Raw genomic sequence first — 25,140 nt, 5'->3', positions numbered from 1 at the left:
TAATTATACTATTTATTGCTTTTTTTATTATTATTTAATAATAAATTAGCAGAATTTATATAAGATCTAATCAAACCTCCTGCTCCGAGTTTGATTCCACCAAAATATCTAACAACAACAATGAGGCTATTTTCTATTTTTTTTATTTGAAGCAAATTTAAAAGTGGTTTTCCTGCAGTTCCTTGCGGTTCCCCATCATCGCTCATTCCATAATGTGTTATTCCATTAATATCAGTGAATAAAAAAGCATAACAAATGTGTCTAGCTTTTTTATGTTCTTTTTTTAGATTTTCAATTATTGTTTTTACTTCGTTTTTGTCTTTAATTTCATATAAAAAGGAGTAAAATTTAGATTTTTTAATTTCAAATAAGTTATTCATTATTTTATTTTAAATTGAATATTTCCTTCTCCTACAACATGGGATTTTATACTTTCTAAAACATCTCCCAATGAAATAACATCAAAATTTTCTCTTTTTACAAAATTGATTTTTTCATCTAATGCATAAATTGTTAATGTATAAATTCCGTTTGAATCTGAAATATTTGGTATTTTTACCAATCCATAATCGTTTGCTATATACCTAAATATCTCATCACTTTCTCCAAAATCACTAGCTATTCTTTGTGCAAGGTGAGTACCAAAAGTATTAATATAATGATATTTTTGTTCTTTATTAATGTTAAATTGATTAATTATTCTTGAAGGAATTTTTATAAAGTTATCAGTTTCTAAATTCACATTTTCATTTTCTAGCTCAGTTCTAATTCAAAATATTAAAGGTGTAGCATAGTTTTTTACTTCAGCGTTTCCTAAAAGTGTCACAACATAACTTTTAGCTTCATTTATTTTGGAAAATTCTAAAGGTAGAGATATTGAATGAAACAAATTATTATGTTTTTGTGCTACATAAAATTTATTTAAAAATATTTCATTGTTTTCTCTATAAAAAGCACTAGATTTAATTTCAATATTTGTCTTTTTATTACCTTTATAAAAGAAAATTTTATCTTTTTCAAGTCCTTTGTTTAATTCCTGACTTTCTTTGTTATTTTCTACAAATCTATCATTGATAAAAACATATTTTGTTCTATATAAAAAAGTATAAAATCCTGAATCGATAACTTTTCCTTTTATCAAATTTTGAAAATCGTCAAAAAATAATTTATCTTCTTTATTAAAATTTGAATTTTTTAAAATGTCTTCTGTATTTAAAGCATAAATTCTTAATTCATAATTATGGTCACTTTCTACAGGGAATGGTCCTACATAAACGCCATTATTTTCGATTGAAACAATTTGTTCCAGTAAATGTTTTTTAGCGAAGGCTGACATAGAGTTTTCAAATTGAATAATTTTATCTTTATTTTGAAATGAAAAATCCCAATCTACCCTATTTTTCTTTATATTTGCAGCAATTCAATGAATAAAAGGTACTCCTAAAGATTTAGAAGCTTCCTTATCAATTAATGTTATAGCATATGATTTAGCATTTTTTACTTTTGACCATTTTATTGGGAAACTTACAGAATTGTCTTTTAAATTAGAATTACCAAATTGAGTTTCCAAAACACCATTTTTTACATTTTTTACAATTATTTTCATAAATTAAATTTTAACAAAAAATACACAAAATTAAACTTAAATAATTTAATCTTGTGTATTTTGTAAATAAATTGAAAAAACTATTTTCTAATATTAAGTTTTTCAATAGTTTTTTTGTAAGAATCAAAATTGTTTTCTTTTAAATATAATAAAAGTTTTTTACGTTTATTAACCTTTGCCATAAATCCACGTTTTGAATGTTTATCTTTTTTATTAACTTCAAAATGTTTTTTTAATGATTCAATATCTTCAGTTAAAATTGCAACTTGAACTTCAATCATACCTGTGTTTTTTTCGTTTCCACCGAATTCAATTGTTAATTCTCTTTTACGTTCTTTTGAAACCATATTTTCTCCTTTGATTTAATCCCAGCAAAAACTTGAACGAATGTTAAAACCGAGAAAAAATATTTTATATTAATTTTATTAATATTTAAATTTTATCACATTATTTGTTTAATGTTAATAATTTTATGAAAGAATCTGCTTTTAATGAAGCTCCACCTACAAGTGCTCCATCAATATCTTTTTGATTCATTAATTCTTCAATATTTGTTGGACTTACTGAACCTCCATATTGAATAACAACATCTTTATATGTGTTTTCTCTTATAAATTCACAAACTTCTTGTGCTATTTGTGCAGTTGCTGTTTTTCCTGTACCAATTGCTCAAACAGGTTCATAAGCAATTACAATTTTAGAAAAATCTTCTACATTTTTTAAAGAATTTTTTAATTGATGTAAAATAACATCTTTTGTTTTATTATTTTCGTATTCTTCTAATGTTTCTCCAACACAAACAACAGGAGTTAATCCTTCTTTTAATGCTTGATGAACTTTTAAGTTAACTAATTCATCTGTTTCACCAAAATATTGTCTTCTTTCAGAGTGTCCTAAAATTACAAAAGATACAGATAAATCCTTTAACATAGATGCAGAAATTTCCCCTGTATATGCACCAGAATCAAAATTTGAAAAGTTTTGTGCTACTATTTTTAAATTTGATTTTTCAAATAAAAATAAATTAGTAAAAGGTGCAGCAATTCCGAAAGTAACTTCATCTGAAATTTTTGTTTTGTTTTCACTGTATAATCTACTAAATTCATCTAAAAATGCTTTTGTTTCTTGAGCATTTTTATTCATTTTTCAATTACCAATAATTGTTAATTTTTTCATTTTTCTCCTTAAAAAATAATCATTATTCAAATTATACTAAAACTCTTGAATTAATAAAAAAATTAATTATTTTATTATAAATTTCAATAACAAAATCTTCAGTTTATAGTAAAATTTAAATAATATTAATATAATAATAAATGTTAGAAAGCAGGCAACAATGAAAAGTATAAAAAATGTAATATTAAATGCTAAAGAAAATGATAAAAAAATTTTTAGTATTCAAGGATGACTAACAAACTTAAGAGGAAATACAAAAATTAAATTTTTAGAAATAAATGATGGTTCTACAATAGTTAATTTGCAGGTAGTTTTAAAAAACGAAAAAATCAATTTACAAGAAGTCGATAAGGCAAGGGATGGAGCAGCTATTTATGTTAAAGGTGTTTTAAATTACACTCCAAATTCAAAACAACCTATCGAACTTCAAGCTGATGAATTTAAGTTATTAAAAAATACAGATGAAGATTTTCCAATTCAGAAAAAAGAAATTTCAATGGAATTTTTAAGAGAAATACCTCATTTAAGACACAGAACAAAATTAATAAAAGCTATAATGCTAATTCGTTCTACTTTGGCGATAGAAATTCATAAATTTTTCTCTAATCATGATTTCCTTTATGTTTCAGCACCTATCATAACTTCTAACGACGGAGAAGGAGCAGGAGAAACTTTTGTTGTGGATTCAGAAAATGAAAAAATGTTTTTTGGAAAAAAAGCAACTTTAGGTGTTACTGGTCAATTACACGCTGAATCTTATGCAATTGGAATGAAAAAGGTTTATACTTTTGCTCCAACATTTAGAGCTGAAAATTCTCACACTAAAAAGCATGCAGCAGAATTTTGAATGGTTGAACCTGAAATCGCTTTTTACGAATTGCAAGATGTGATTAAATTATCTGACCATATGCTAAAAACTGTTATTAAAAACACTTTAGAAAAACATAAATTAGAATTTGATTTTTTAGAAGAAGTTGTTGATAAAAACTTGAGAGAAAAACTAAATTTATTTTTAAACAAAACACTTTCTATTATCGATTATAAAGACGCTATAGCAGAATTAATAAAAGTAAAAGATATTTTTGAAGAAAAAAATATTTATTTTGGTTTAGATTTAGCTACAGAACACGAAAAATACTTAGCAGAAAAATTATTTAACGGGCCTGTTGCTGTTATAAATTATCCAAAAGAATTCAAAGCTTTCTATATGTATCAAAATGATGATAATAAAACAGTTGCTGCTTTTGATTTATTAGTTCCAGGTATTGGTGAATTAATCGGTGGTTCCCAAAGAGAAGTTCGTTATGAAAAATTACTAGAAAGAGTTCGTGAATTATCAATCCCAGAAGACGATTTAAAATGATATTTAGATTTAAGAAGATTTGGTGATGCTGGTTCATCAGGATTTGGACTTGGTTTTGAAAGACTTGTTATGTATGTTACAGGAATCGACAATATTAGAGATACTATTCCTTTCCCAAGAACAGTTAATAACTTAAAAATGTAAATAAAGGAGTAAAAATGAAATTATCAATATTAATTCCATCATATAAACAAAAAAATGAACTTAAATCTCTTTTAGACTCTTGTTATGTTCAACAAAAAAACGAAGATTTTGAAGTGATTGTAACAATTAACAAACCTACAAATGATGAATTGAATTTAGTTTATGAATATAAAGAACTTTTCAAAGATAAATTAAAAATTTTAATTAATACAAAAAGACAAGGTGTTATTCGTGATATTTTTGATATGCTTACAAAAGCAGTTGGAGAATATTTTATTGTTGTTTTTCCTGAAACTAATTTAAAAAACTTTTTTGTCAAAAGATTTATTGAAATTGAAAAAAAATACAAGGTTGACATTATTGAATTTAAGCCTAAATTTAAAGGTTTTTTTCAATTAGAACCTAAAAAAAGAATTCAAGACAATAAAATTTTTAAAATTCAAGAAGACAAAAAGGTAGTTGCATACACTTTTCCAATTATTTTTAACAAATTTTTTAACACAAATAAATTTTTAGAAATAACAGCAAACACAAATTTCAAAGATGCTAGTTCTAAATATTTGATTGAAATACTATACAAAACACTACCCTTTTTAGAAAGTTATGTCTATATCGATGAAATCATCGTTAATGAATGAAATAATGAAATAAGCATTTTTAACCCTTCACAAGTTATTAGGGACTGAAAAAATATTGAAAATTTCACAAGAGAAAATAAAATTGAATTTATGGAAGAGATTTTATATGCCAAACTTTACTTTTTACAAATTTTTATTCCTGTAATTTTAGGAGTAACTAAAAAATCTCTATTGACTAGACTGTTAACAAGACAAGAAGAATTTCCAATAACTGTTTTAAAATATTATGAAAAATTAAAATTATTAAGAAAAAATGAATTTAATTTACTTTTATCAGTAAATAAATACATCCTATTAAACAGTAACGAAAGTAAACTTATTACAGAAAATACAGCCCCATCAAAATGACATTCAATTTCCAAAAAAATTTAACTAAAGCAGAAGCGAGTCTTTCAATAAAGTTTCTCTCTTCTTTAATTGATATTTTATTATATTTCTCTTTTGCTTTTTCTTCTTTAGGTTTTTTATTCTTTTTAATATTTAAAAACGATTATAACTTAGCTTATTATTTTTGACTTTTTTTTCAAATTATATTTATTTTAGCTTTCCAATTACTTATTCCTTTGTTAAATCAAGGCAAGAGTATTGGAAAAATAATTTGTAAATTAGAATTACAAACAGAAAAAAAAGTAAACAAAAAAGAATTGCTTTCTTGCTTATTAAAAAGAAATTTATTTTTTTCTTTGAATTGAGTTATATTAATTTTTCTTTTTATTCTTTTAATTAATCCTCAATTATCACAGAAAATTGTTTCTAGCAATAGTTTACTAAAAGACAAAAATAAGCAATTTAGTAATTTGAATTCATTAGAAAAAATTTTAATAAATATTTTTATCGCCTTTTCTAACTTTAACTTTATTTTGCTTTTAATTTTATTTTTTTTCAACATATTTAATCCAAAAAAAAACATCATAAATATTTTTTCCAAAAGCAAATTAGTATACAAAAATAAATTCATCGAAACTCAAAAACCTTTAGAAATCAAAAACCTAAATTGAACCAAAGTGCAGTGAGACACGAAAGGAGATTATTATGAAGAATGATAATAATGTAAAAATTCTCTCAAATTTAAATGATAAACAAAAAAGTGCTGTTGTTTATAATCAAGGTCATCTTCGAATAATTGCTGGAGCTGGTAGTGGTAAAACAGGAGTATTGACAAGAAAAATAGCTTACTTAATTGAAAATAAAATTACTGATGCTAAAAAAATTTTAGCAGTTACTTTTACTAATAAAGCCTCAAACGAAATGAAAGAAAGGGTTATAAATTTAGTTGAAGAAAAAGGAAATGAAGTTTTTATAAGTACTTTCCACTCTTTATGTAACTATATTTTAAGAAGAGAAATCACCAATCTCAAAGATTATAATTCGAATTTCGATATTCTTGATTCTTCAGATCAAAAAAATATTTTAGAAAACATATATAGAAAATTAAAAATAACAAATAGAGACATTAATTATTCAACTGTTTTAGAAAAAATTTCTAAATGAAAAAATTTAGAAATTTTGCCAGAAGAAATAGATATAGATAAATTAGAAGAAGATGATGAAATAATAGTTGATCTTTATACTGAATACTCAAAAGAATTAAAATTATTAAAAGCATTAGACTTTGATGATTTAATGATTTTTACCGTTAAAATCTTTCAACAATTTCCAGAAATAAAGGAAAAATGAAGAAATAAATTTTCTCATATTCTTGTTGATGAATTTCAAGATACATCAGAATTGCAATTCGAAATTATTAAACATTTAACTGGAGAAAAAAATATTTTAACAGTTGTTGGAGATCCTGATCAAACAATTTATACTTGAAGAGGTGCTGATGTAGAATTAATTTTAAATTTTGATAAATTTTTCCCAGGTGCCTTAACAATTACCCTGGATCAAAATTACCGTTCTACCAATCAAATACTAAATGCAGCAAACTCTTTGATTAAAAATAATAAAAATCGTTTAGAAAAAAACTTATTCACCGATAATATTTCAAATGAAGAAATTGTATTTCACCATTCTTTCAACGTAGAAGTTGAAGCCAGATGAGTTGCAGAAGAAATAAATGATTTAAAAAGAAAAAAAGTTCAACTTAAAAATATAGCAATTTTATATCGTTCCGGTTTTTATTCAAGAGCTTTTGAAGAAGCTTTAATTAAAGAAAATATTCCTTATCAACTTTTAGGTGGAACTAAATTTTTTGAAAAAAAAGTTATAAAAGATTTAATTGCTTATCTAAAGGTTATGAATGACGGTTCAACTGTTGGTTTACTAAGAATTATAAACATCCCTTCTAGAAAAATTGGTCCTTCAGCAATTCAAAAATTAACTGAGTATGCAAACAAAAGAAACATTCCACTTTTTGATTGTTTAATTGATTATTTCACTAATAGAAAAACTTATATGAAAGAAGAAGGATTTGAAGAATTACCTTTAAATCATTCTCTCCAAAAAGAACTGGTTGATTTTTTAAATTCTATTAACTTTGCAAGAAAACTGCTAAAAAGTGAAAAAAGCATCTCTTTTGTTCTTGAAAAATTTATTGAAAAAATTAAATACATAAGTTCAATTAAAAACATTTTAGATAAACAAGATGCTCTAAATAATTTACATAGTTTAATGCAAGGGATTAAATCTTGAGAATCTAAAAATCCTAATTTAACATTAAATGATTATTTACACGAAATTTCTTTATTAACAGATAGTGATGACTCGAACTATGAACCAAATACTGTAACTTTAATGACAATACACAGTTCCAAAGGTTTGGAGTTCCAAAATGTATTTTTAGTAGGAATGGCTGAGGGTATTTGTCCAAATAAAAGAACTTTAAAAGATGAAGAAAATATAGAAGAAGAAAGAAGACTTGCTTATGTAGCTATCACAAGAGCTAAAGAAAGATTATTTATTTCTGATTCTGGTGGAAACTACTTTGAAAATCAAGCATATTCTCAAACTTCGAGATTTATTTCAGAAATGGGAATAAAATCTGAAATTTTACAAAATTTCACAAAAAGAACTAATGATGGGCAATTAAACTATAAAAGAAATGATAAAACAATCAATTTAGTTGCTGGTGATTTAGTAAATCACATTGTTTTTGGAGAAGGAATAGTTCTTGCTGAAGAAGGTGATACAATAATTGTTAAGTTCAAAAACTTACCTGAAAAAGATGCGACCAAAAAAATAATGAAACAGCACAAATCTTTAGAAAGGATAACACCTATCTAAGATTATGACTAAAAATAATTTTCAATTAGATCATTTAGGTATTATTTTAGTAGTTATTATTATTTTGTTATGTATAACGGCATCAGGAATTTTATTTTTTGTTTATTCCAAAAATGAAAAACATATTTTAAAAAATAGTTCTATTATCATTCCTTTAAGTTTTGATGAAGAAAACGAAAGAATAAGAGTAATAGATTCTAAATTTAAAGACAGTGTTTTAGAAGTTTTTAAAAATAAATTAAATATTTATACAGGAAATTGAGTTAAATTAAATGATTTTATACTTTTAATTGATGCAAAAGATCGTAGCAAATTTATTGAAAATATGAAAACTTGATCTAATAAAGAGTTAGATTTAAATATAATTGATAAAGAAAACAAAAAAGAAACAAATAAAAAATATAAATTTATTTTTTCAAATGAAGGTGGAAAATATATATTTATTTATAGAAATAGATATAGCAAAATAAATATTAAATTTTTACAAAAAATTGTAAAAAAAATTAAAATTATGAAAATCAAAAATTTTAAAACTAATAAAAGATTTTCCTTATTTTTCAATTTTTCTTTAAGTACATGATTTATAAATGAATCTATTTCCAAAAACATTTTAGAAGAACTTGTGTATAATAATTTTTTACTTTATTTTAAAATAAAACAACTGTTTTTAGAAGAAGGAATATTAATTCTAGCTTTTAATTCAAATAATAAAAGAAAAATAAACAAAATAAAATATAAACTATATAAATTATTTTCAAAATTAAAAAATAATTTTTTCTTTTCGGAACAATCTGTTGTTATTATTGATAATAAAACTCAACAAAATTCAAGTTCAGGAAAAATAAAAAAAATGATTAACTTCTCACTATGAAAATCTAAAAATGTTAATAAAACTATTGAACTTGAACATCCTTATTTTTTAGAATATACAGAAGAATTAGAAAAATACGATAAGGCTATTGAAGAATTTAAAGAAATTCTTAAAAGAGATGTAATAACAACAAACAAATTAGAATTAAGAAGAGGCAAAAGAAAAATTGGTGAAATAGAAATAGATAACATTCGCCCCGAAATTAAAAAATTTCTTTTTGTTAGAGAAAAAATAAAAATAGCTGAAAAAATTCTCAAAAAAGATATTGAGTTAAAAAGTGAAGAAAAAAATCATAATTTTATTTATACATATACAGATGTATTTTTAAATTATTGAAATAAATTAGATAAAAATACTTCTAATTTAATTATCAGAATTAAAAGTTATTCTATGTTTTTAAAAAAATTTAAAGAAGCATCCAAACATAAAGAATTAGCTTTTGACAGATGAGGAATTTATGTTCAAAAAATAAATTTATCGTTGTTTTCTATCTTAAAAGAAATAAAACCTAAATTTTTAGTAATTTCTTATGAAATATTAAATAACATAGAAGATGATTCCTTTTTAATTTCTTTAGAAACATTAAATAAAATTTGTTCTACCAACAAAATAACAATAATTTATGAAAACAAAAATAATATAATTAAAAACGAAAGGATTCTTGAAAAAATAGGTTATAACTATTATTTCAATATTTAAAATGCAAAAAATCAATCAAGAAGATGTAACAATTTTAATTAACGGAAAATATGATAAATATACTAAAAAAAGCATTAATTCATTAAAAAAACGTTTTCCTAAATCACCAATTTTAGTATCATGTTGAGAAAATGATGAAATTGATGAAAATCCTAAAGTTAGTAAATTTATTTTAAACAAGGATCCTGGTGGTTTTTATATAACTAAATTTAAATATGGTATTAATATTAATAGAATTATTGTTGCAACTCAAAATGGTTTAAAAGAAGTTAAAACCAAATATGTTTTAAGAATTAGAAATGATTTATATTTCAAAAACGATAATATTCTAAATGATTTTGCAAGTTTTTTCCACAAAAGAGATGAAAAATATAAAATATTTGAAAAAAGATTAATTTCTTCTACTTTTTTTAGTTGTGATTACAATGTTTTGGGTTATGGAAAAATTAATTATGCTTATTTACATATATCTGACTGATTAAATTTTGGATTAGCAACAGATGTGAAAAAATTTTGAGAACCAGTTAAGTTAATAAAAGACTTAAATGAATTTGCTTATTTTAATAAGCAAAATGACTTTCTTCCTGTAAAAATGCATCCAGAAAACTATTTTCCTCAGTTTGTTTTTAAAGAAAATACAGATTTAAATTTAGACAATGTTTTTGGTGATGATTTAAGTAAAAAAGAAGAATTTGATAAATATATAAATGAAAATTTTATAACTTTAGAATCTAAACAAATAGGTTTTTATAATTTAAAACCCAGGTATAAAACAATTAGTAAATTTTCTTTACAACCTTTTAACAAAAAATATATTTCTTTTTTAAAATATTATATAGATACATATGAACCTAATTGAAAAATAGCAAATAAATATAAGCTTGAAAGAAAAGAACAACTTCCTAGCATACCTTACAAAATACCTACAAAAAACTCTAAAATTCAATTTACTTTTTTTAAGTTAGCAATAAAATTTTGCATCAAAGAATTATTCAAACAACATTTAATTAAAATATTTTTTATCTTTTCTAAGAAAAATATTTTAAAATTAAAGAAAGAAAAATTACAAAATAACATTATTAAAAGAAAGTTATAAATGACAGAAAAAATAAATAAAGAATTTTTATCAAGATATTTTAACTCAATAGAAAAGAAAAATAACTTGATATACAAAAGTTCTGCCGATAAAAACAAAATATTAGATGAATACTATTGATTTATAAAATTACCTCAAAACTTGAAAAAATTCATCCCAAACATTTATTTATATCAAGAACTAAATGATTTTAGTACAATAGTTATGGATTTTGTAGATTTTCCTAATATTTATAACTATTTACAAAAAGAAGTTTATATAAATAATTTTTACGAATTAATTGACAAATTATTTTATGTGTTAAAACAATTTAAAGATACTTCTTTTTTAAACCCTTATGAAAATAAAGATGATTCTTTATCTCGTTTTATTTATATCGAAAAAACAAATAATAGAATAAATCAAATAAATGAATCAGAATTTGTAGATATTAATAAAAAAATAATTTTCAATAATAAAGAATTAAAACCTTTCAATCAAATTAAAGAAAAAGTTTTTAATTTAATTGAAGAAAAATTAATAAATAGAGAGTTACTTTCAATTGTTCATGGAGATTTTTTCTTTAGTAACATTTTATTTGATGAAAAAACAAAAGAAATTAAATTAGTAGATCCAAGAGGTAGATTTGATTATTACAGAGATGTTATAGGAGATTTGAGATACGATTTAGCAAAATTAAGTCATAGTATTTCTGGAAAATACGACTGAATTGTACACAATAATTTTTCTTTCCAAGAAAATTCTAATAATTTTATTCTAAAAGAAAATTTTCCTTTTTCTGACAAAGAAAATAAAGAAATTTTGCTTTATTTTAATAAAAAAATTATTGAAATATTTCAAATTTCTTTTGATGAAATTAAATTAATTGAAGGTTTATTATTTTTAACTATGATTCCGTTACATAAAGAATCTAAAATTCATCAAAAAATCTTTTATTTAAAATCTATTGAAATTTTCAATGATTTATTAAAATCGGAGGGTAAATGAGAATAGTTATAGATTTAGATGGCACTATTTGTGAAATAAAAAAAGAAAATCAATCTTATTCAGAAGTAAAACCTTTGCCCGGAGCAAAAGAATTTATAGATGAAATGAAACAAAAAGGTCACACAATTATTATTAATACAGCAAGAAATATGCAAACTCAAGATCATAATATAGGAAAAGTTATGAAAAATATAGGATTAGTAACTTTAGAATGATTAAAGAATCATAATATTCAATATGATGAAATTTTTTTTGGAAAACCTAATGGTGATATTACAATATGCGATCGTTCCATCCACTTTGAAGGATGAGATAAAATTAATGAAGATTTTTTAAAAAAATATGCAAAAGAAAGATAAAAAAACACAAAAAGCACAGATTGTAATATTAATGGCTGGAAACGGAAAAAGATTTAAAGAGAAAGGTTATACAACTGATAAACCTTTTATTACAGTAGAAAATAAAACATTCTTAGAACTAGCAATTGAATCTTTTGACAAGCAAAATACATTTATTCTAGCAATGAAAAAAGAATTTACTTCAATTTATAAAAAAGAAATTAGTTCTTTACAAAAAAAATATAAAATTAAAATTTTTACTGTAGATCAAACAACTACTGGAGCTGCTTCCACTGCTCTTTCTATTTGAAAAATTATAGATAATAAAAAACCTGTTATTTTTGCTGATGTTGATAATTTTTATTTAGAAAAAGAAGCACAAAAATTTTTAGAATTTTCTCTACAAAACAAATTTGATGCTGCTGTTTCAACTTTTTATTCTACATCTAATAGTTTTTCTTTCATAAAATACAAAAATAATTTAGTTTTAGAAACAAAAGAAAAAGAAGTTATTTCTAATCAAGCAATTTCTGGTCTTTATTTTTTTAAAAATGGAAAAAAATTTATTGATTATTGCATAAAAATGCATATTTATAATAAAAAAATAAAAGAAGAATTTTATATGTCTAATATTTTTAATTTAATGCTAGAAAATAAAGAAAAAATAGGATGAATGCCTTTAAAAGAAAACGTTTATATTTCACTTGGAACTCCTGAACAACTTGAAAATTATTTAAATAACAAATCTCCTAAAAATTAACGGAATAAAACTAAATATTTTTAAATCAAGGAAAAAGTTATATAATTATACTTATGAAAAAATTAGGTATTTTATTAGACTCATTTGGTGGTATTTCTAAACAAACTATAGAAAATAATGGTTTTGAAATGGTTCCATTGCAATTTACAATAGATGGAAAAGATTATATAGATAATGGAGAAGAATTAACAAATTTACAAATTTGAGAATTAGTCAAAAAATCTAGCAGTGCTTCCACTTCTTTACCTGCATTAGCAACCATACAAGAAAAACTTAAAAAAATGAATAGCGAATATGAAAATGTTATCGTTTTTTTAACTTCTTCAAAACTTTCATCTACTTATCAAACAGTTTTAGTAGAATCTAAACAATATGGAGACAAATTTCACATTATAGATAATCACTTTTTTACAGATGAAGCACTAGAACTGGGTAAATTTTTAGTTCAAAAATCTAATGAAGGCGTTGAACTAAATAAACTTTTAGAAATATCAAAATGAGTTGCTAAAAAAAGTATGAATTTTTTAATTGTTAAAGATCTAACTTCTTTAATTCGTGGTGGAAGATTAAAGGGAGTAAAAAAACTCTTACTTAATTCTCTTAAATTAATCCCTTTACTCAAAGTAGATGAAGAAGGAATTAATTTTGGTGGATTAAAAAGAACATTAAAAGGTTCTTATGAAAAAGTTTTAGAAAAATTAATCGATTTTATAGGTGGTAAACATAATTTAGAAAATTTTGAATTTAAATTTATGTATGCCAATGATTCAGAAATGAAAAACGAAATTATTAACTTATTTAATAAAGAAAAATTAGAACTTGGAAATATCGAAATAGCTTCTGCTACCGTTATGATACATACTGGAGTAGGTTGTTCTTCATTAGGTATTTGACCTAAATTATCAAAAATTAAAATATAAAAAAATACCCTTATTATTTTTTAGAAAAATTTGCCTTTTGGGTATTTTTTTTATTTAAAATTGCTGTTACTAACATTATTGGAATTATAGAAAAAGAACACAAAATAATTAAAAATATTCTTAAAATAATTCAATATTCAGTAAATTGATAAGTAATTAAAATGACAAATAAAGATAAAATTAATGGGAAATTAAAATTAAAAAAATTTATTTTTAAAACTTTAAGATATACAAAAATTGTTATTATTATAAAAGATAAAATAACATAAGAAAGTCCTATTAAACATAAATATTTATATTCTATGATTTCCTTTTTTTGAATTTCAGGAGAAAATAGAAAATAAATAACTAAAATAGGAATTATAACTATTAAAATAGTAAATAATCAACTTGGAGCTTTTGTAATTCTCATTATTTTTTATAATGTAATTTATGAAGCATTTTTATTATAAAATTATCAATATTTTCACTGGTTGAGTTTTCTTCACCGTATTTTCTATAAGTAACCAAATTATTTTTAATTTCATTATCACCAATAATAATTTGGTATTTTGTCTTCATTAATTGCGCTTCTCTTATTTTTTTATTAATTCTTTCGTCTCTATCATCTAAATCAACATTAAAGTTTAATAATTGTAATTTTTCTTTTATTTTTTTTGCAAATTCTAAGTGTTTATCATTTTGAATTGGAATTACAACAAATTGTCTTGGACTTGCTCAAAATGGTAAATTCCCCTTTGTTTGTTCAAGAACAATAGAAATAAATCTTTCATATGTCCCTATTAAACCTCTATGGATTAAAACTGGAGTTTCCTTTTCATTATTTTCATTTATGAAACTTATTTTAAATTTTTCAGGAAGCAGAAAATCTAACTGTAATGTAGACATAGTAATTTCATGATTTAAAACTGTTTTTACTTGAAAATCAATTTTTGGTCCGTAAAATGCTGCTTCTCCTATTTTTTCTTCATAATCAATATTCAATTCTTTTAAAACTTTTTCCAAATCACTTTCTGCTTGGTTTCACATTTCATCATTATTGAAAAACTTTTCTTTATTTTCAGGATCTCTTTTAGAAAAAGAAACATAATCTAATTTAATATTAAACATATTTAATGTTTCAATAATCATTTTATATAAATGTTTAAATTCATCTACAATTTGACTTTTTCTAGCAAAAATATGACCTTCAGTTAAATCCATACCTCTTACTCTTTCAAGTCCTGTTAAAGCTCCTGATTTTTCATATCTATATAGTCTTGACTGCTCAGAATAACGTATAGGTAGTTCTTTATAACTTCTTTTTTGTCTATCAAATAAAATAATATGATGTGGACAAGTCATAGGACGTGCAATTAATCTTTCATTTTCTACCTCTATAGGTTTAAACATATCATCTTTATAATGTTCTAAATGACCAGAAGTTTTGTAAAGTTCTTCTGAACCAAAATGTGGAGTTAAAACTTCTTTAAATCCATATTTTTTGTCAAAAAATAAAATTCTATTTCTAATTGCATTTCTAATTTTCATTCCATCTTCTAATCAAATAGGAAGTCCTTGGCCTGAAAGGTGTGAAAAAGTAAAAATATTTAATTCTTTCCCAATTTTTCTATGATCTCTTTCTTTTCTTTCTTTTAAAATTTCTAAAAATTGATCTAATTCTTCTTTAGTTTCTCAAGAAGTACCATAAATTCTTGTTAACTGTTCATTTTCTGATTTTCCTCTTCAATATGCACCAGCTATTGATAGTAATTTAAAATGTTTAATTTTTGATGTTGAATCTTCATGACCACCTGAACAAAGGTCTTCAAAAAGAATCTTGTTATTAGAAGGATTTATTAAAGAATAAAAGGTTGCTTCTTGATTTTTAGCAATTATTTCATCATATAATTCTTTTTTAAATGGTTTATCTGTAAAAGAATAATTTTCTCCACTTGTCTTTACCATTTTGTAACCACCAGAAGCTAAACTTTTCATTTTCTTTTCAATTTTATTTAAATCTTCATCACTTATTGGCTTTTCAAATTTAAAATCATAATAAAAACCTTCTTCAGTTGAAGGACCAAATCCTAATTGAACATTTGGATATAATTCAATAACTGCAGCAGCTAATAAGTGACTTGTTGTATGGTTTAATTCTTTATTAAATTTCATTTTATAATCCTATTCTTTCTTTAAATTTTTCAATTGTTTTTAAAGCTACTAAATTAGCTTTTTCTTTTCCTTTTAATGATAATTCTTTTATATCTTTTTTACAATCTCTGTATTTTTCCTGTAAATTAGTTAAAAATTCTTTAACTACAGTAGCAACTGATTCTTTAAATTCTTTATAATTTTTTTCTTTAAATAATGTTTCAGTTTCTTCTAAAGTGATATCTTTCAAAGAACTATAAATCGTTAATAAATTCAATATCCCAGGTTTGTCTTTTGAAATATAAACTTTGTTTTCAGAATCAGTAACAGCTTTCATTATTTTTTTATAAGCAATTTCTGGATCATCCAATAAAAAAATGGAGTCATTTTGATTAGTATTAGACTTGGACATTTTCTTAGTTGGATCTTGTAAACCCATAATTTTTGAACCCGTTTTTTGCACATAAGCTTCTGGTAATTTAAAATTCATTTTATAACTTTTATTTAATCTTTCGGCAATGTTTCTTGTTAATTCTAAATGCTGAATTTGATCAATTCCTACTGGCACAATATCAGCATTATAAAGAAGGATGTCTGAAGCCATTAAAGTAGGATAAATAAAGAGCCCTGTTGGAATTAAATATGTTCCATTTTGATTTTTTATTTTACTACTTTTATCTTTAAATTGCGTCATTCTTGATAGTTCACCCATAGTGGTGTTTACTAAAATAAATCAATTTAAAACCGAATGAGCATCAACATCAGATTGATAAAAAATTGTGCTTTTTTCTGGATCTAAACCACAAGCTAAATATAAAGCAAAAACATCTTCTCTAAATTGTTTTAAATCTTTTCTTTCTATTGGCAACGTTAAACTATGCAAATCAGCGATAAAAATAAAAGACTCATATTCTTCTTGAAGTTTTACTGTATTTTTAATTGCTCCAATATAATTACCCAGTGTTATTTTACCAGTTGCTTGAACGCCTGTTACTAATCTTTTTTTCATATATTAAATTATATAATAATCTATTTAAAATATTCTATTAAAATTTATAATTAAAGAATGATTATAAAAAAATAAAAAGGAGTAATAATATTTTATGGTTTTAAACCATTTTATATTAAAATAATAGTTATATGGAAAAACAAGATTATCAAGCACTTTATAGAACTTATAGACCAACTAAATTCAGTGATGTAAAAGGTCAAGATTTTATAATTAAAACATTAGAAAACATTATCATAAGTAATAAAATCTCTCATGCTTATCTTTTTTCAGGTCCAAGAGGAACTGGAAAAACCACAGTTGCAAAAATTTTTGCAACTGTGGTTAATTGTGCTCATAGAGAAAACATTGATGCTTGTGATTTTTGCATTAGCAACATAAACAAAAATTTTGATATTATCGAAATGGATGCAGCATCAAATAACGGAGTTGATGAAATTAGAGAGTTGAAAGAAAATATTCAAAATTTGCCAACTAATTCTAAATTTAAAATTTATATTATCGATGAAGTTCATATGCTTTCTAAATCAGCATTTAATGCTCTATTAAAAACTCTAGAAGAACCACCAAAGCATATAATTTTTATTCTAGCTACAACAGACCCACAAAAAATACCTTTAACTGTTTTGTCAAGATTACAAAAATTTAATTTTTCTAAAATTAATCAAAACATAATCACAAATCAGTTAGAAGAAATTTTAAATAAAGAAAAAATTTCTTTTGAAATAAAGGCTTTAGAAAAAATAGCAAAACTTTCTGATGGCGGTTTAAGAGATGCACTGTCATTGTTAGAACAAGCAATTTTGTTCTCTAATAATGATTTAACTTTAACAAAAGTGGAAGAAATTTTCTCTCTTATTTCTAATGGTGATTATGTTCAAATATTAAATTATTTAAATAGTAATTCTGTAGAAAAAATTATAGAAATTGCTGACTCGCTTTTTGAAAAGGGTATAGATTTTGCATCATTTATCAACAATTTTTTAATCGTATTGAGAGATTATATAATTTTTTCTAAAACAAAAAAAGTTAATATTTTAGAAACATTATCACAGCAAGAAGTTGAAAATATTAATATAAATATAAAATATGCTTTTAATATTATTACTGAATTAAATAATTCTTTAAAAAATTTATATGTAATTGAAAATAACAAAACTTTTATTGAAATTTTATTATTAAAACTCCTGTTTTTAAATAATAATTCTTCTGATGAAAATTTAAAAAACGAGCAAAAAGAAACAATAAAAGTTGAAAGTATTTCTGAAGTTGCAAAGGCAATAAAAAATTTAGAAATTGACAATTCTGTCAATATTATAAATAAAGAAAATACAACAAATAATTTACACAAAATAGATAATTTATTCTTAGAAGGAAAAGAAATAAAGGAAAATCCTATTAATAGAACTTCTTTAATAAAAGAAAAAACAGAAATAAAGAATGAAAATTTAAATTCAAATATTTTTAAAGAAAGTTTTTTACAAGATGAAATTTCAGAAGAACAAAATGAAGAAATAGAAAATAAAAATACTTCCATATTTCAAATAAATAACAATCCTTCTAAAGATAATAACAATAAAGCAACTCAAGAAATTACTTCAATTTTTTCTCAAGACTTAAATAAAGACTTAACCGATACAACTTTATTAAAAAAAAGTACAGAAGTTATTTTACTTGATAATGAAACTATTGATGAAAAATACCAAGAAACAGAAAATATCATAAATAGTCAAGATTATTTAACACAAACTAAAGAAAACATATATCAAACTAATCAAATTAATTTAGACAACAAAAAAGATGAAGAAAATATACAAACTGAAAAGCATGAAATTAAAGTTTATGATGATTTATCTTTAGAAAATACTGAAAATATAAAAATAGAAACAAAAGAAAAAAAATCTGCATTTTCCCTTTTAGACGATGAAGATGAACCAATACCAGGTCTCAAAACAGAAAGTATAGATATCGGAATTATCGAGGAAGATATTTTAACTGTAGATGAAGTAATTAATTTGTTTGGTTTATTTAAAACCAAAGCAAATTCAAAAGATTTTCTTCAAAAAAGAAAAGAGCAACTAAAGAATTTGGAACTAATTTCTCTTGGCAATAAACAATATGAAGAATACATTAATTACTTATTAGATGTTAAAATTATTACTGCAACTGATAAATTTATTTTAGTTTCTGCTAGTCCAGAAAATGAAAATTCAATTTGAGCTTTAAATAGTGTAAAGTCTCAAATTAATTTTAGAGAGTTAAATAAACTAATTTTTGAAGAAGAAATTCATTTCTTTGCAATATCTAAAGAATTATTTGACTTAGCGTCTCAAAAATGAAAAAGAATGCAAGAATTAAAAACTCTTCCTGATGTTTTTAATGAATTACCAGAAATAGTTTATAAAACTCAAAAAGAAATCGAAGAAGAAAAAATGATTTCCATATTCGGAGATAAATTTAAAAAATAAAAAAGAGGTAAAAATGAATATACAAGAAATGATAAAACAAGCAAAAAAAATGCAAGAAAGTTATACAAAAAAACTTAATGAATTAAACTCTACAGTTTTTGAATTAGAAAAACAAGGAATAAAATTAGAAATGTATGGGGACAGAACATTAAAATCAATTAATGTGCATGAAGCATTAATTGATCCTGAAGATAAAGAAACACTTGAAGATGTTATTATTTTAGCAATAAATGAACTTGTTGAAAAAATAAATAAAAAACATGATGAAATTGCACCAGCAAACGGAATGATGTAATGATAGGAAGTGAATTTAATGAGTTAGTTGAGAATTTAAAAAAAATTCCTGGAATAACAAAAAAACAGGCTGAAAAAATAGCTTTCTATACTCTAAATCTTAATTATGAAGAGTTAGAAAAATTACTAAATTCTTTTAAGCAACTCAACCAAAATTTAAATAAATGCATTTCATGCAATTTTATTTCCAAAAACAAACAATGCGATATTTGTTTAGATGAAAAAAGGGAGAAAAAATTATTAATAATCGAAAGTGACAATGAATTATTAAAAATAGAACAAAGTGATTTTTATAAAGGAAAATACTTTATTTTCGATATTAAAAACAAAGAAAATTATCAACTTGAAATTGAAAAAATATTGAGTTTTTCTTCTCAATTTCAAGAAATAATAATTGCTCTTTCTCCAACAATTGATGGATTAAAATTAACAAATTTAATTCATAAAAACCTTAAAGAAAAAACTAAAAAAATTATTATTTCTCAAATAGCTTTTGGAATCCCAATGGGTGCTTCATTAGATTATATGGATATAATAACAATCAAAGAATCAATAAACAATAGAAAAGAGTAAAATTATGTTTATAACTTTTGAAGGATTAGATGGTAGTGGAAAATCTACAATTTTAGAAAAATTAAAAAAATATTTTAAAGAAAATTATTCTAATTTATCTTTTGTTTATACAAGAGAACCCGGTGGAAATAATTTAAAAGAAGCAGAAAAAATAAGAGAGATTATTCTTGATCCAACCAACTCCATCGATGCAATGTCTGAAGCAGTTTTATTTGCTGCTTCCAGAAGATTACATTTAGAAAAAATAATTTGACCAAGTTTAAAAGAAAATAAAATTGTTATTTGCGATCGGTATGTAGATTCTTCAATTGCATATCAAGGTGCTGGACAATTAATCGGAACAAACAAAATTAAAGAATTAAACGATATAGTTATTAATGGTACATATCCAAACTATACTTTTTTATTTGATTTATCACCTGAAGAATCAAGAAAAAGATTGATTTCACAAAATAATCATTGTGACGATAGAATAGAAAAAAATGCTCTTGAATTTTTTCAAAGAGTTTATGATTCATATCATCAAATGGCAAAAAGTGATTCAAAACGTTATATAATCATTGATGCTTCAAAATCCGTAGAAACAGTTTTTGAGCAAGTAAAAAATAAAATAGATAAAATTTTGGAGTTATCAAAAAATGGATAATATTGCAAAAACTATAATTGAAAATTCTTTTTCTACAGGTAAAACCTTTCATTCATGAATTATAAATTCTCAAAATAAACAATTAGCAGAAAATATTCTGTTATTTTTAATTTCTAAAATACAAAACACAACCATTGAAAAAATAAACAAAAACTTTTTTCATTTTACAAAGGAAAATCCTTTAGATAAAGATATTTTAAAAGAAGTAATTAAAAAAATGACTACTTCTGCAGAAAAAAACGAAAATAATATTTTAGTTATTGAAAATGTTGAAAATTTACATATTGCTACATTAAATTCATTACTTAAGTTTATTGAAGAACCTAATAAAAATACTTTTATTATTTTTACAACTAAAAACATTAAAGCTGTTTTAAAAACTATAGTATCTAGGTCTTTTGTTTTAAATTTAAAAAATCCAAAACATGAATTATTAACAAAAAACGATGTTATTAATGAATTATTAAGTTTAACAAATAATTCAAAAGATAAAATTGAAAAATTTATTAATTCTTTTGAATCAGAACTACATAAAATAAAAACTACAAAAGATTTTTTTAGTTTTTTAATTTTAAATTGGCAAGAAGAAAATCATTCCATTTTTTGATTTCTTTTTTTTGCACTTATTAAAAATTTAATTTTAAATAAGCATTCTTTTATTCAAAAACAAACTATTATTAATTTACAAAAAATTTTAAATTTAAGTTACAAAGATTATGAATTCATAATGTTGTTAATTAATGATTTCAATGAAAAAAAACATTATTATATTAATTTTGAACTTCAAAAAATGAATTTTATAGTTCGTTTAAAAGAAAGGTTTTTAAAAAATGAATCAAAATAAACTTTTTATTGTAGGTACTCCTATTGGAAATTTAAAAGATATTACACTAAGGGCTTTAGAAACTTTAGAAATGGTTGATATTATTTTATGTGAAGATACAAGAGTGAGTTTAAAACTTTTAAATCATTACAATATAAAAAATAAAAAATTAATTTCTTATCATAAATTTAATGAAAAAGAAATTACTAATAAAATAATGGATTATTTTTTGGAAAACAAAAAAATATCTTTAATTAGCGATGCTGGAATGCCTAAAATAAGTGATCCTGGTTATTTTTTAATAAAAAAATGCTATGAATTAAACATTTCTTTAGAAGTTATTCCTGGACCAACTTCTTTTGTTTCTTCTTTTGTTTTATCGCCTTTTGAAGGAAATTTTACTTTTCTTGGTTTTTTAGCTGATAAAAGCAATCAAAGACAAAAAGAGTTTAAATCCTTAACAGAAGGAAACTATATTGCTTATGTTTCACCTTATAAATTAGTTGCTACATTAAAAGATTTGCAAACAATTTTTAATCAAGAAATTGAAGTTTTTTTATCAAAAGAAATAACTAAAATGCATGAAAAACACTATTTTGGTACTGTAGAAAGTGTTTTAAATTCTTTACCTGAAGTTATTAAAGGTGAGTGAACCATTTGTTTTAAATATAAAAAACACACAGAAAAACGCCAAAAGATTAACAAATATCAACAATTTTCCAAAAATTAACTATTTTTTGAATCTTTTTTAATTTATTTTACAGAATATAACATATAATTTTATCACCTAACTATACTTTATTATAGTAGGTAATTTTAGAAAGGATAAAATGAAATTTTTCTTTAAAACAAAAAGCAAAGATAAAGTAGTAGTTAATGACAAAAACTTTAGTGCAAAAGCTAAGTTGATTTTATCAAAAATTTCAGGTGCTTTTTTACTACCTATTGCTGTTATGGCGATAGCTGGATTATTTCTTGGTATAGGTGCTACCATTGAAAATTTATCATCAGGTGGTGGAAAAGTATTTGGGATTTTTATTAAACAATTAGGTCAACCAATTTTTGACGCTTTACCTTTATTATTTGCTGCTGCATTTGTAGTTTCCTTTACAAATGATGCAGGAACAGCTGTCTTTTCAGCTATTGTAGGATACTTTGTATTTTTAGCTTTACAAGTTCCTTTTATATCACCAGTTTATGAAACATTATCTAATAGCAGTCAAGTAACTGCTGGAAATGTTAATAATATTGTAGTAGAAGTTAATAAACAAGGAGAAATTGTTTATAAAGAATTAAAAGGTTATGTAGTTCTTTTTGGTGGTGCTGGTAGAAGTTTAGAATCTTCATTACAAATTGTAAAAAGTAGTTTTGGAATTCTATCTTTACAAACTTCCATTTTCGGATCTATAATTGTAGGTATTTTAATTTCTTATTTATATAATAAATTCTACAAAATCCAATTACCACAAATGATTTCCTTCTTTGGAGGAAAACGTTTTGTGCCAATTGTTTCAATCGTTGCTATGATTCCATTAACCTTTTTATTCTTGATCTTTTGACCATGAATAGGTGCTGGACTAACAGCATTTGGTAAACTTTTAAATAAAGCTCCAGTAGGTCTTGAATCACTTGTGTTTGGAATTATTGAAAGATCTTTAATTCCATTTGGATTGCATCATGCATTTTATGCTCCATTATGATACACAAATGTTGGTGGAGATGTGTACTCTTCTTTAGGAGATGCTCTTAAAGAAGGTGGTCCTTTATCTTCTACAAACTATGCATTACAAGAAAACTGAAAAAGTTACATTACAGCAACAGAACTTTATAAATTAATGGCTAAAAACCCAACTAAATGAGCTGGAGACTCTCTAATTTCAAATAGTGCTTTATCATTAGAATTTAACAATGTTGTTTATAATGTAAATGGAAAAACTGAAATTGCTCCTGTATTTACTTTCTTTGAAAAACAACTTGGAATTAAAGTAGGTAGATACTTACAAGGTAAATATCCATTTATGCAATTTGCTTTACCTGCTGCAGCTGCAGCAATGGTAATGGCAGCTCCAAAAGAAAACAGAAAAATAGCATTAAGTAGTGTTGTTCCTTCAGCACTTACTTCATTTGTAACAGGAGTTACAGAACCAATTGAATTTACATTCCTATTCTTAGCTCCTTATATGTTCTGAGGATTCCACGCAATAATGGCTGGATTTGCATTTATGTTTATGAACATTTTAGGTGCTCATATAGGTCAAACTTTCTCTGGTGGAATTCTTGACTTAATCATTTATGGTGCAATTCCTGTATTTAAAGGAACAAACTTCTGATGATGAGCAGTGATTGGTATTGCTTATGCTCCAATTTACTACTTTGTTTTCTACTTTGTAATCAAAAAAATGAATTTAGAAACTCCTGGTAGAGGAAGCAATACTAAATTATTTACAAAAGCAGATTTCAAAAATCAAAAAAGTTCAAAACAAACAACCAAATCTTCTTTAAATGCACAAGAAACTGAAATAGTTCTTGCTTTTGGTGGTTGAGAAAATATTGAAAGTTTTAATAACTGTGCTTCAAGATTAAGATATGATATTCTTGATAAAACAAAAGTAAATGAAGAAAGATTAAAAGCAGCAGGTGCAAAAGGTGTTAAATTTATCGGTGATAAACACGTTCAAGTTATTTTTGGACCAGTTGCTGAACAATTAAATTCAAAAATTAGTTCTCACAAAGGTGAAAAACTTGTTTTAGACAACGAAGAAAAACAAGAAAACGAAATTCAACAAGATACAAATAATAATATGAATTTAGATAACAAAGAAGTTGTTAAATTTAAAAATATTACTTCAGGTACTATTAAAGATATTTCTGAAATAAACGATGGTGTTTTTTCAGAAAAAATGCTTGGTGATGGTGTTATTGTTTCTCCAGATGCAACTAAAAAAATAGTTAAAATTTATTCACCATTTAATGGTGTAGCAACTACTGTATTCCCAACAAAACACGCTTATGGTTTAACCACAAAAGAAGGAATTAATATTTTAATTCATATAGGAATTGACACAGTTAATTTATCTGGAAAAGGTTTCACTTCATTTATTGAACAAGGAAGTGAAGTAAAAGAAGGACAATTAATTGCTGAAGTTGATATGGAATTCTTAAAAACAGCTGTTGAAAAAACTGATATTGTTTATATTGTTACTTCAGATTCAACAAAAACAGAAGTTATTAATAAACAATTGAAAAACTCTTCTAAAGATGAAATTGTCTTTGAAGTAAAATAAAAAACAAAAAAGAGATCATTTAAAATGATTTCTTGCTTAATTGTAAGATCAAGTGCACCACTTTAAAGTAAAATTTAAAGTATGGGA

The 25,140-nt window shown here is 23.4% G+C and carries 24 protein-coding genes; 17 read left to right on the top strand and 7 right to left on the bottom strand.

Going from position 1 to position 25,140, the window contains the following annotated elements; translation table 4 throughout:
• Positions 1 to 8 precede the first annotated feature (8 nt).
• From ACXX86_RS00120 to tpiA, 4 genes are all read right to left on the bottom strand, one after another.
• The gene (locus tag ACXX86_RS00120) at positions 9 to 380 is read right to left on the bottom strand and encodes an IMPACT family protein (RefSeq protein WP_458557300.1); all 372 of its coding nucleotides are present in this window, start codon (positions 378 to 380) and stop codon (positions 9 to 11) included.
• Positions 380 to 1,606 (bottom strand): YbhB/YbcL family Raf kinase inhibitor-like protein, encoded by a 1,227-nt coding sequence (locus ACXX86_RS00115; protein ID WP_458560570.1) that lies wholly within the window; start codon positions 1,604 to 1,606, stop codon positions 380 to 382. Before ACXX86_RS00115 ends, ACXX86_RS00120 begins: the two co-directional genes overlap by 1 nt.
• Before the next feature lie 80 nt (positions 1,607 to 1,686).
• Positions 1,687 to 1,953, bottom strand: coding sequence for a 30S ribosomal protein S15 (rpsO, locus tag ACXX86_RS00110; protein ID WP_436359033.1), 267 nt, complete (start codon positions 1,951 to 1,953; stop codon positions 1,687 to 1,689).
• A 100-nt stretch (positions 1,954 to 2,053) separates the two neighbouring features.
• Positions 2,054 to 2,782: a triose-phosphate isomerase gene (gene tpiA / locus ACXX86_RS00105; RefSeq protein ID WP_458560913.1), complete on the bottom strand. Its 729-nt coding sequence runs from the start codon at positions 2,780 to 2,782 to the stop codon at positions 2,054 to 2,056.
• Between the two features lie 160 nt (positions 2,783 to 2,942).
• Here tpiA and asnS point away from each other — a divergent pair, with 160 nt between their 5' ends.
• From asnS to ACXX86_RS00055, 10 genes are read left to right on the top strand one after another with little or no spacing between them, the layout of a single operon-like run.
• Positions 2,943 to 4,289, top strand: a complete 1,347-nt coding sequence (asnS, locus tag ACXX86_RS00100) for an asparagine--tRNA ligase (RefSeq protein WP_458560569.1) — start codon at positions 2,943 to 2,945, stop codon at positions 4,287 to 4,289.
• Positions 4,290 to 4,303: 14 nt separating this feature from the next.
• Positions 4,304 to 5,299: a glycosyltransferase family 2 protein gene (locus tag ACXX86_RS00095; RefSeq protein ID WP_458560568.1), complete on the top strand. Its 996-nt coding sequence runs from the start codon at positions 4,304 to 4,306 to the stop codon at positions 5,297 to 5,299.
• Positions 5,272 to 5,973 carry a hypothetical protein gene (locus ACXX86_RS00090; protein ID WP_458560567.1) on the top strand — a complete coding sequence of 234 codons (702 nt, stop codon included), beginning with the start codon at positions 5,272 to 5,274 and terminating at the stop codon, positions 5,971 to 5,973. Before ACXX86_RS00095 ends, ACXX86_RS00090 begins: the two co-directional genes overlap by 28 nt.
• Positions 5,960 to 8,152 carry an ATP-dependent helicase gene (locus tag ACXX86_RS00085; RefSeq protein WP_458560912.1) on the top strand — a complete coding sequence of 731 codons (2,193 nt, stop codon included), beginning with the start codon at positions 5,960 to 5,962 and terminating at the stop codon, positions 8,150 to 8,152. The genes ACXX86_RS00090 and ACXX86_RS00085 overlap by 14 nt, the downstream gene beginning before the upstream one ends.
• Positions 8,153 to 8,156: 4 nt before the next feature.
• A complete protein-coding gene (locus ACXX86_RS00080) occupies positions 8,157 to 9,722 on the top strand; it encodes an MHO_4530 family protein (RefSeq protein WP_458557307.1) in 1,566 nt (521 codons plus the stop codon).
• A 1-nt stretch (position 9,723) separates the two neighbouring features.
• Complete coding sequence (locus ACXX86_RS00075) at positions 9,724 to 10,818, top strand: WavE lipopolysaccharide synthesis family protein (protein WP_458560911.1); 1,095 nt, start codon at positions 9,724 to 9,726, stop codon at positions 10,816 to 10,818.
• Positions 10,819 to 11,811 (top strand): hypothetical protein, encoded by a 993-nt coding sequence (locus ACXX86_RS00070; protein WP_458560910.1) that lies wholly within the window; start codon positions 10,819 to 10,821, stop codon positions 11,809 to 11,811.
• Complete coding sequence (locus ACXX86_RS00065) at positions 11,802 to 12,164, top strand: HAD hydrolase family protein (RefSeq protein ID WP_436359023.1); 363 nt, start codon at positions 11,802 to 11,804, stop codon at positions 12,162 to 12,164. The genes ACXX86_RS00070 and ACXX86_RS00065 overlap by 10 nt, the downstream gene beginning before the upstream one ends.
• Entirely contained in the window at positions 12,148 to 12,903 is a 756-nt protein-coding gene (locus ACXX86_RS00060; RefSeq protein ID WP_436359022.1) for a sugar phosphate nucleotidyltransferase, read from the top strand. Before ACXX86_RS00065 ends, ACXX86_RS00060 begins: the two co-directional genes overlap by 17 nt.
• Positions 12,904 to 12,956: 53 nt before the next feature.
• Positions 12,957 to 13,823 (top strand): DegV family protein, encoded by an 867-nt coding sequence (locus tag ACXX86_RS00055; RefSeq protein WP_436359021.1) that lies wholly within the window; start codon positions 12,957 to 12,959, stop codon positions 13,821 to 13,823.
• Between the two features lie 13 nt (positions 13,824 to 13,836).
• Here ACXX86_RS00055 and ACXX86_RS00050 read toward each other — a convergent pair whose 3' ends face one another.
• The 3 genes from ACXX86_RS00050 to trpS are packed head-to-tail and all read right to left on the bottom strand — an operon-like array spanning position 13,837 to position 16,965.
• A complete protein-coding gene (locus tag ACXX86_RS00050; RefSeq protein WP_436359020.1) occupies positions 13,837 to 14,235 on the bottom strand; it encodes an MAG3450 family membrane protein in 399 nt (132 codons plus the stop codon).
• Positions 14,235 to 15,977, bottom strand: a complete 1,743-nt coding sequence (thrS, locus tag ACXX86_RS00045; protein WP_458560909.1) for a threonine--tRNA ligase — start codon at positions 15,975 to 15,977, stop codon at positions 14,235 to 14,237. The genes ACXX86_RS00050 and thrS overlap by 1 nt, the downstream gene beginning before the upstream one ends.
• A 1-nt stretch (position 15,978) precedes the next feature.
• Positions 15,979 to 16,965 (bottom strand): tryptophan--tRNA ligase, encoded by a 987-nt coding sequence (gene trpS / locus ACXX86_RS00040; RefSeq protein WP_436359017.1) that lies wholly within the window; start codon positions 16,963 to 16,965, stop codon positions 15,979 to 15,981.
• A gap of 131 nt (positions 16,966 to 17,096) precedes the next feature.
• Between trpS and dnaX the strand changes: the two genes are divergently transcribed.
• The 7 genes from dnaX to ACXX86_RS00005 all read left to right on the top strand — a co-directional run bounded on the left by dnaX (position 17,097) and on the right by ACXX86_RS00005 (position 25,053).
• Positions 17,097 to 19,433: a DNA polymerase III subunit gamma/tau gene (gene dnaX / locus ACXX86_RS00035; RefSeq protein WP_458560908.1), complete on the top strand. Its 2,337-nt coding sequence runs from the start codon at positions 17,097 to 17,099 to the stop codon at positions 19,431 to 19,433.
• A 13-nt stretch (positions 19,434 to 19,446) separates the two neighbouring features.
• Positions 19,447 to 19,728 (top strand): YbaB/EbfC family nucleoid-associated protein, encoded by a 282-nt coding sequence (locus tag ACXX86_RS00030; protein ID WP_436359015.1) that lies wholly within the window; start codon positions 19,447 to 19,449, stop codon positions 19,726 to 19,728.
• Positions 19,728 to 20,300 (top strand): toprim domain-containing protein, encoded by a 573-nt coding sequence (locus tag ACXX86_RS00025; RefSeq protein WP_436359014.1) that lies wholly within the window; start codon positions 19,728 to 19,730, stop codon positions 20,298 to 20,300. Before ACXX86_RS00030 ends, ACXX86_RS00025 begins: the two co-directional genes overlap by 1 nt.
• A 4-nt stretch (positions 20,301 to 20,304) precedes the next feature.
• A complete protein-coding gene (gene tmk / locus ACXX86_RS00020; protein ID WP_436359012.1) occupies positions 20,305 to 20,946 on the top strand; it encodes a dTMP kinase in 642 nt (213 codons plus the stop codon).
• On the top strand, positions 20,939 to 21,790 hold the full coding sequence (locus tag ACXX86_RS00015; protein ID WP_458560907.1) for a hypothetical protein: 852 nt from the start codon (positions 20,939 to 20,941) through the stop codon (positions 21,788 to 21,790). The genes tmk and ACXX86_RS00015 overlap by 8 nt, the downstream gene beginning before the upstream one ends.
• Complete coding sequence (gene rsmI / locus ACXX86_RS00010; RefSeq protein WP_458560906.1) at positions 21,777 to 22,499, top strand: 16S rRNA (cytidine(1402)-2'-O)-methyltransferase; 723 nt, start codon at positions 21,777 to 21,779, stop codon at positions 22,497 to 22,499. Before ACXX86_RS00015 ends, rsmI begins: the two co-directional genes overlap by 14 nt.
• 100 nt (positions 22,500 to 22,599) lie before the next feature.
• A complete protein-coding gene (locus tag ACXX86_RS00005) occupies positions 22,600 to 25,053 on the top strand; it encodes a glucose PTS transporter subunit IIA (RefSeq protein WP_458560905.1) in 2,454 nt (817 codons plus the stop codon).
• Positions 25,054 to 25,140 lie beyond the last annotated feature (87 nt).

The sequence above is a fragment of the Mycoplasma sp. CB776 genome (genome assembly GCF_054343395.1).
This window is presented reverse-complemented; position numbering and strand designations above follow the sequence as displayed.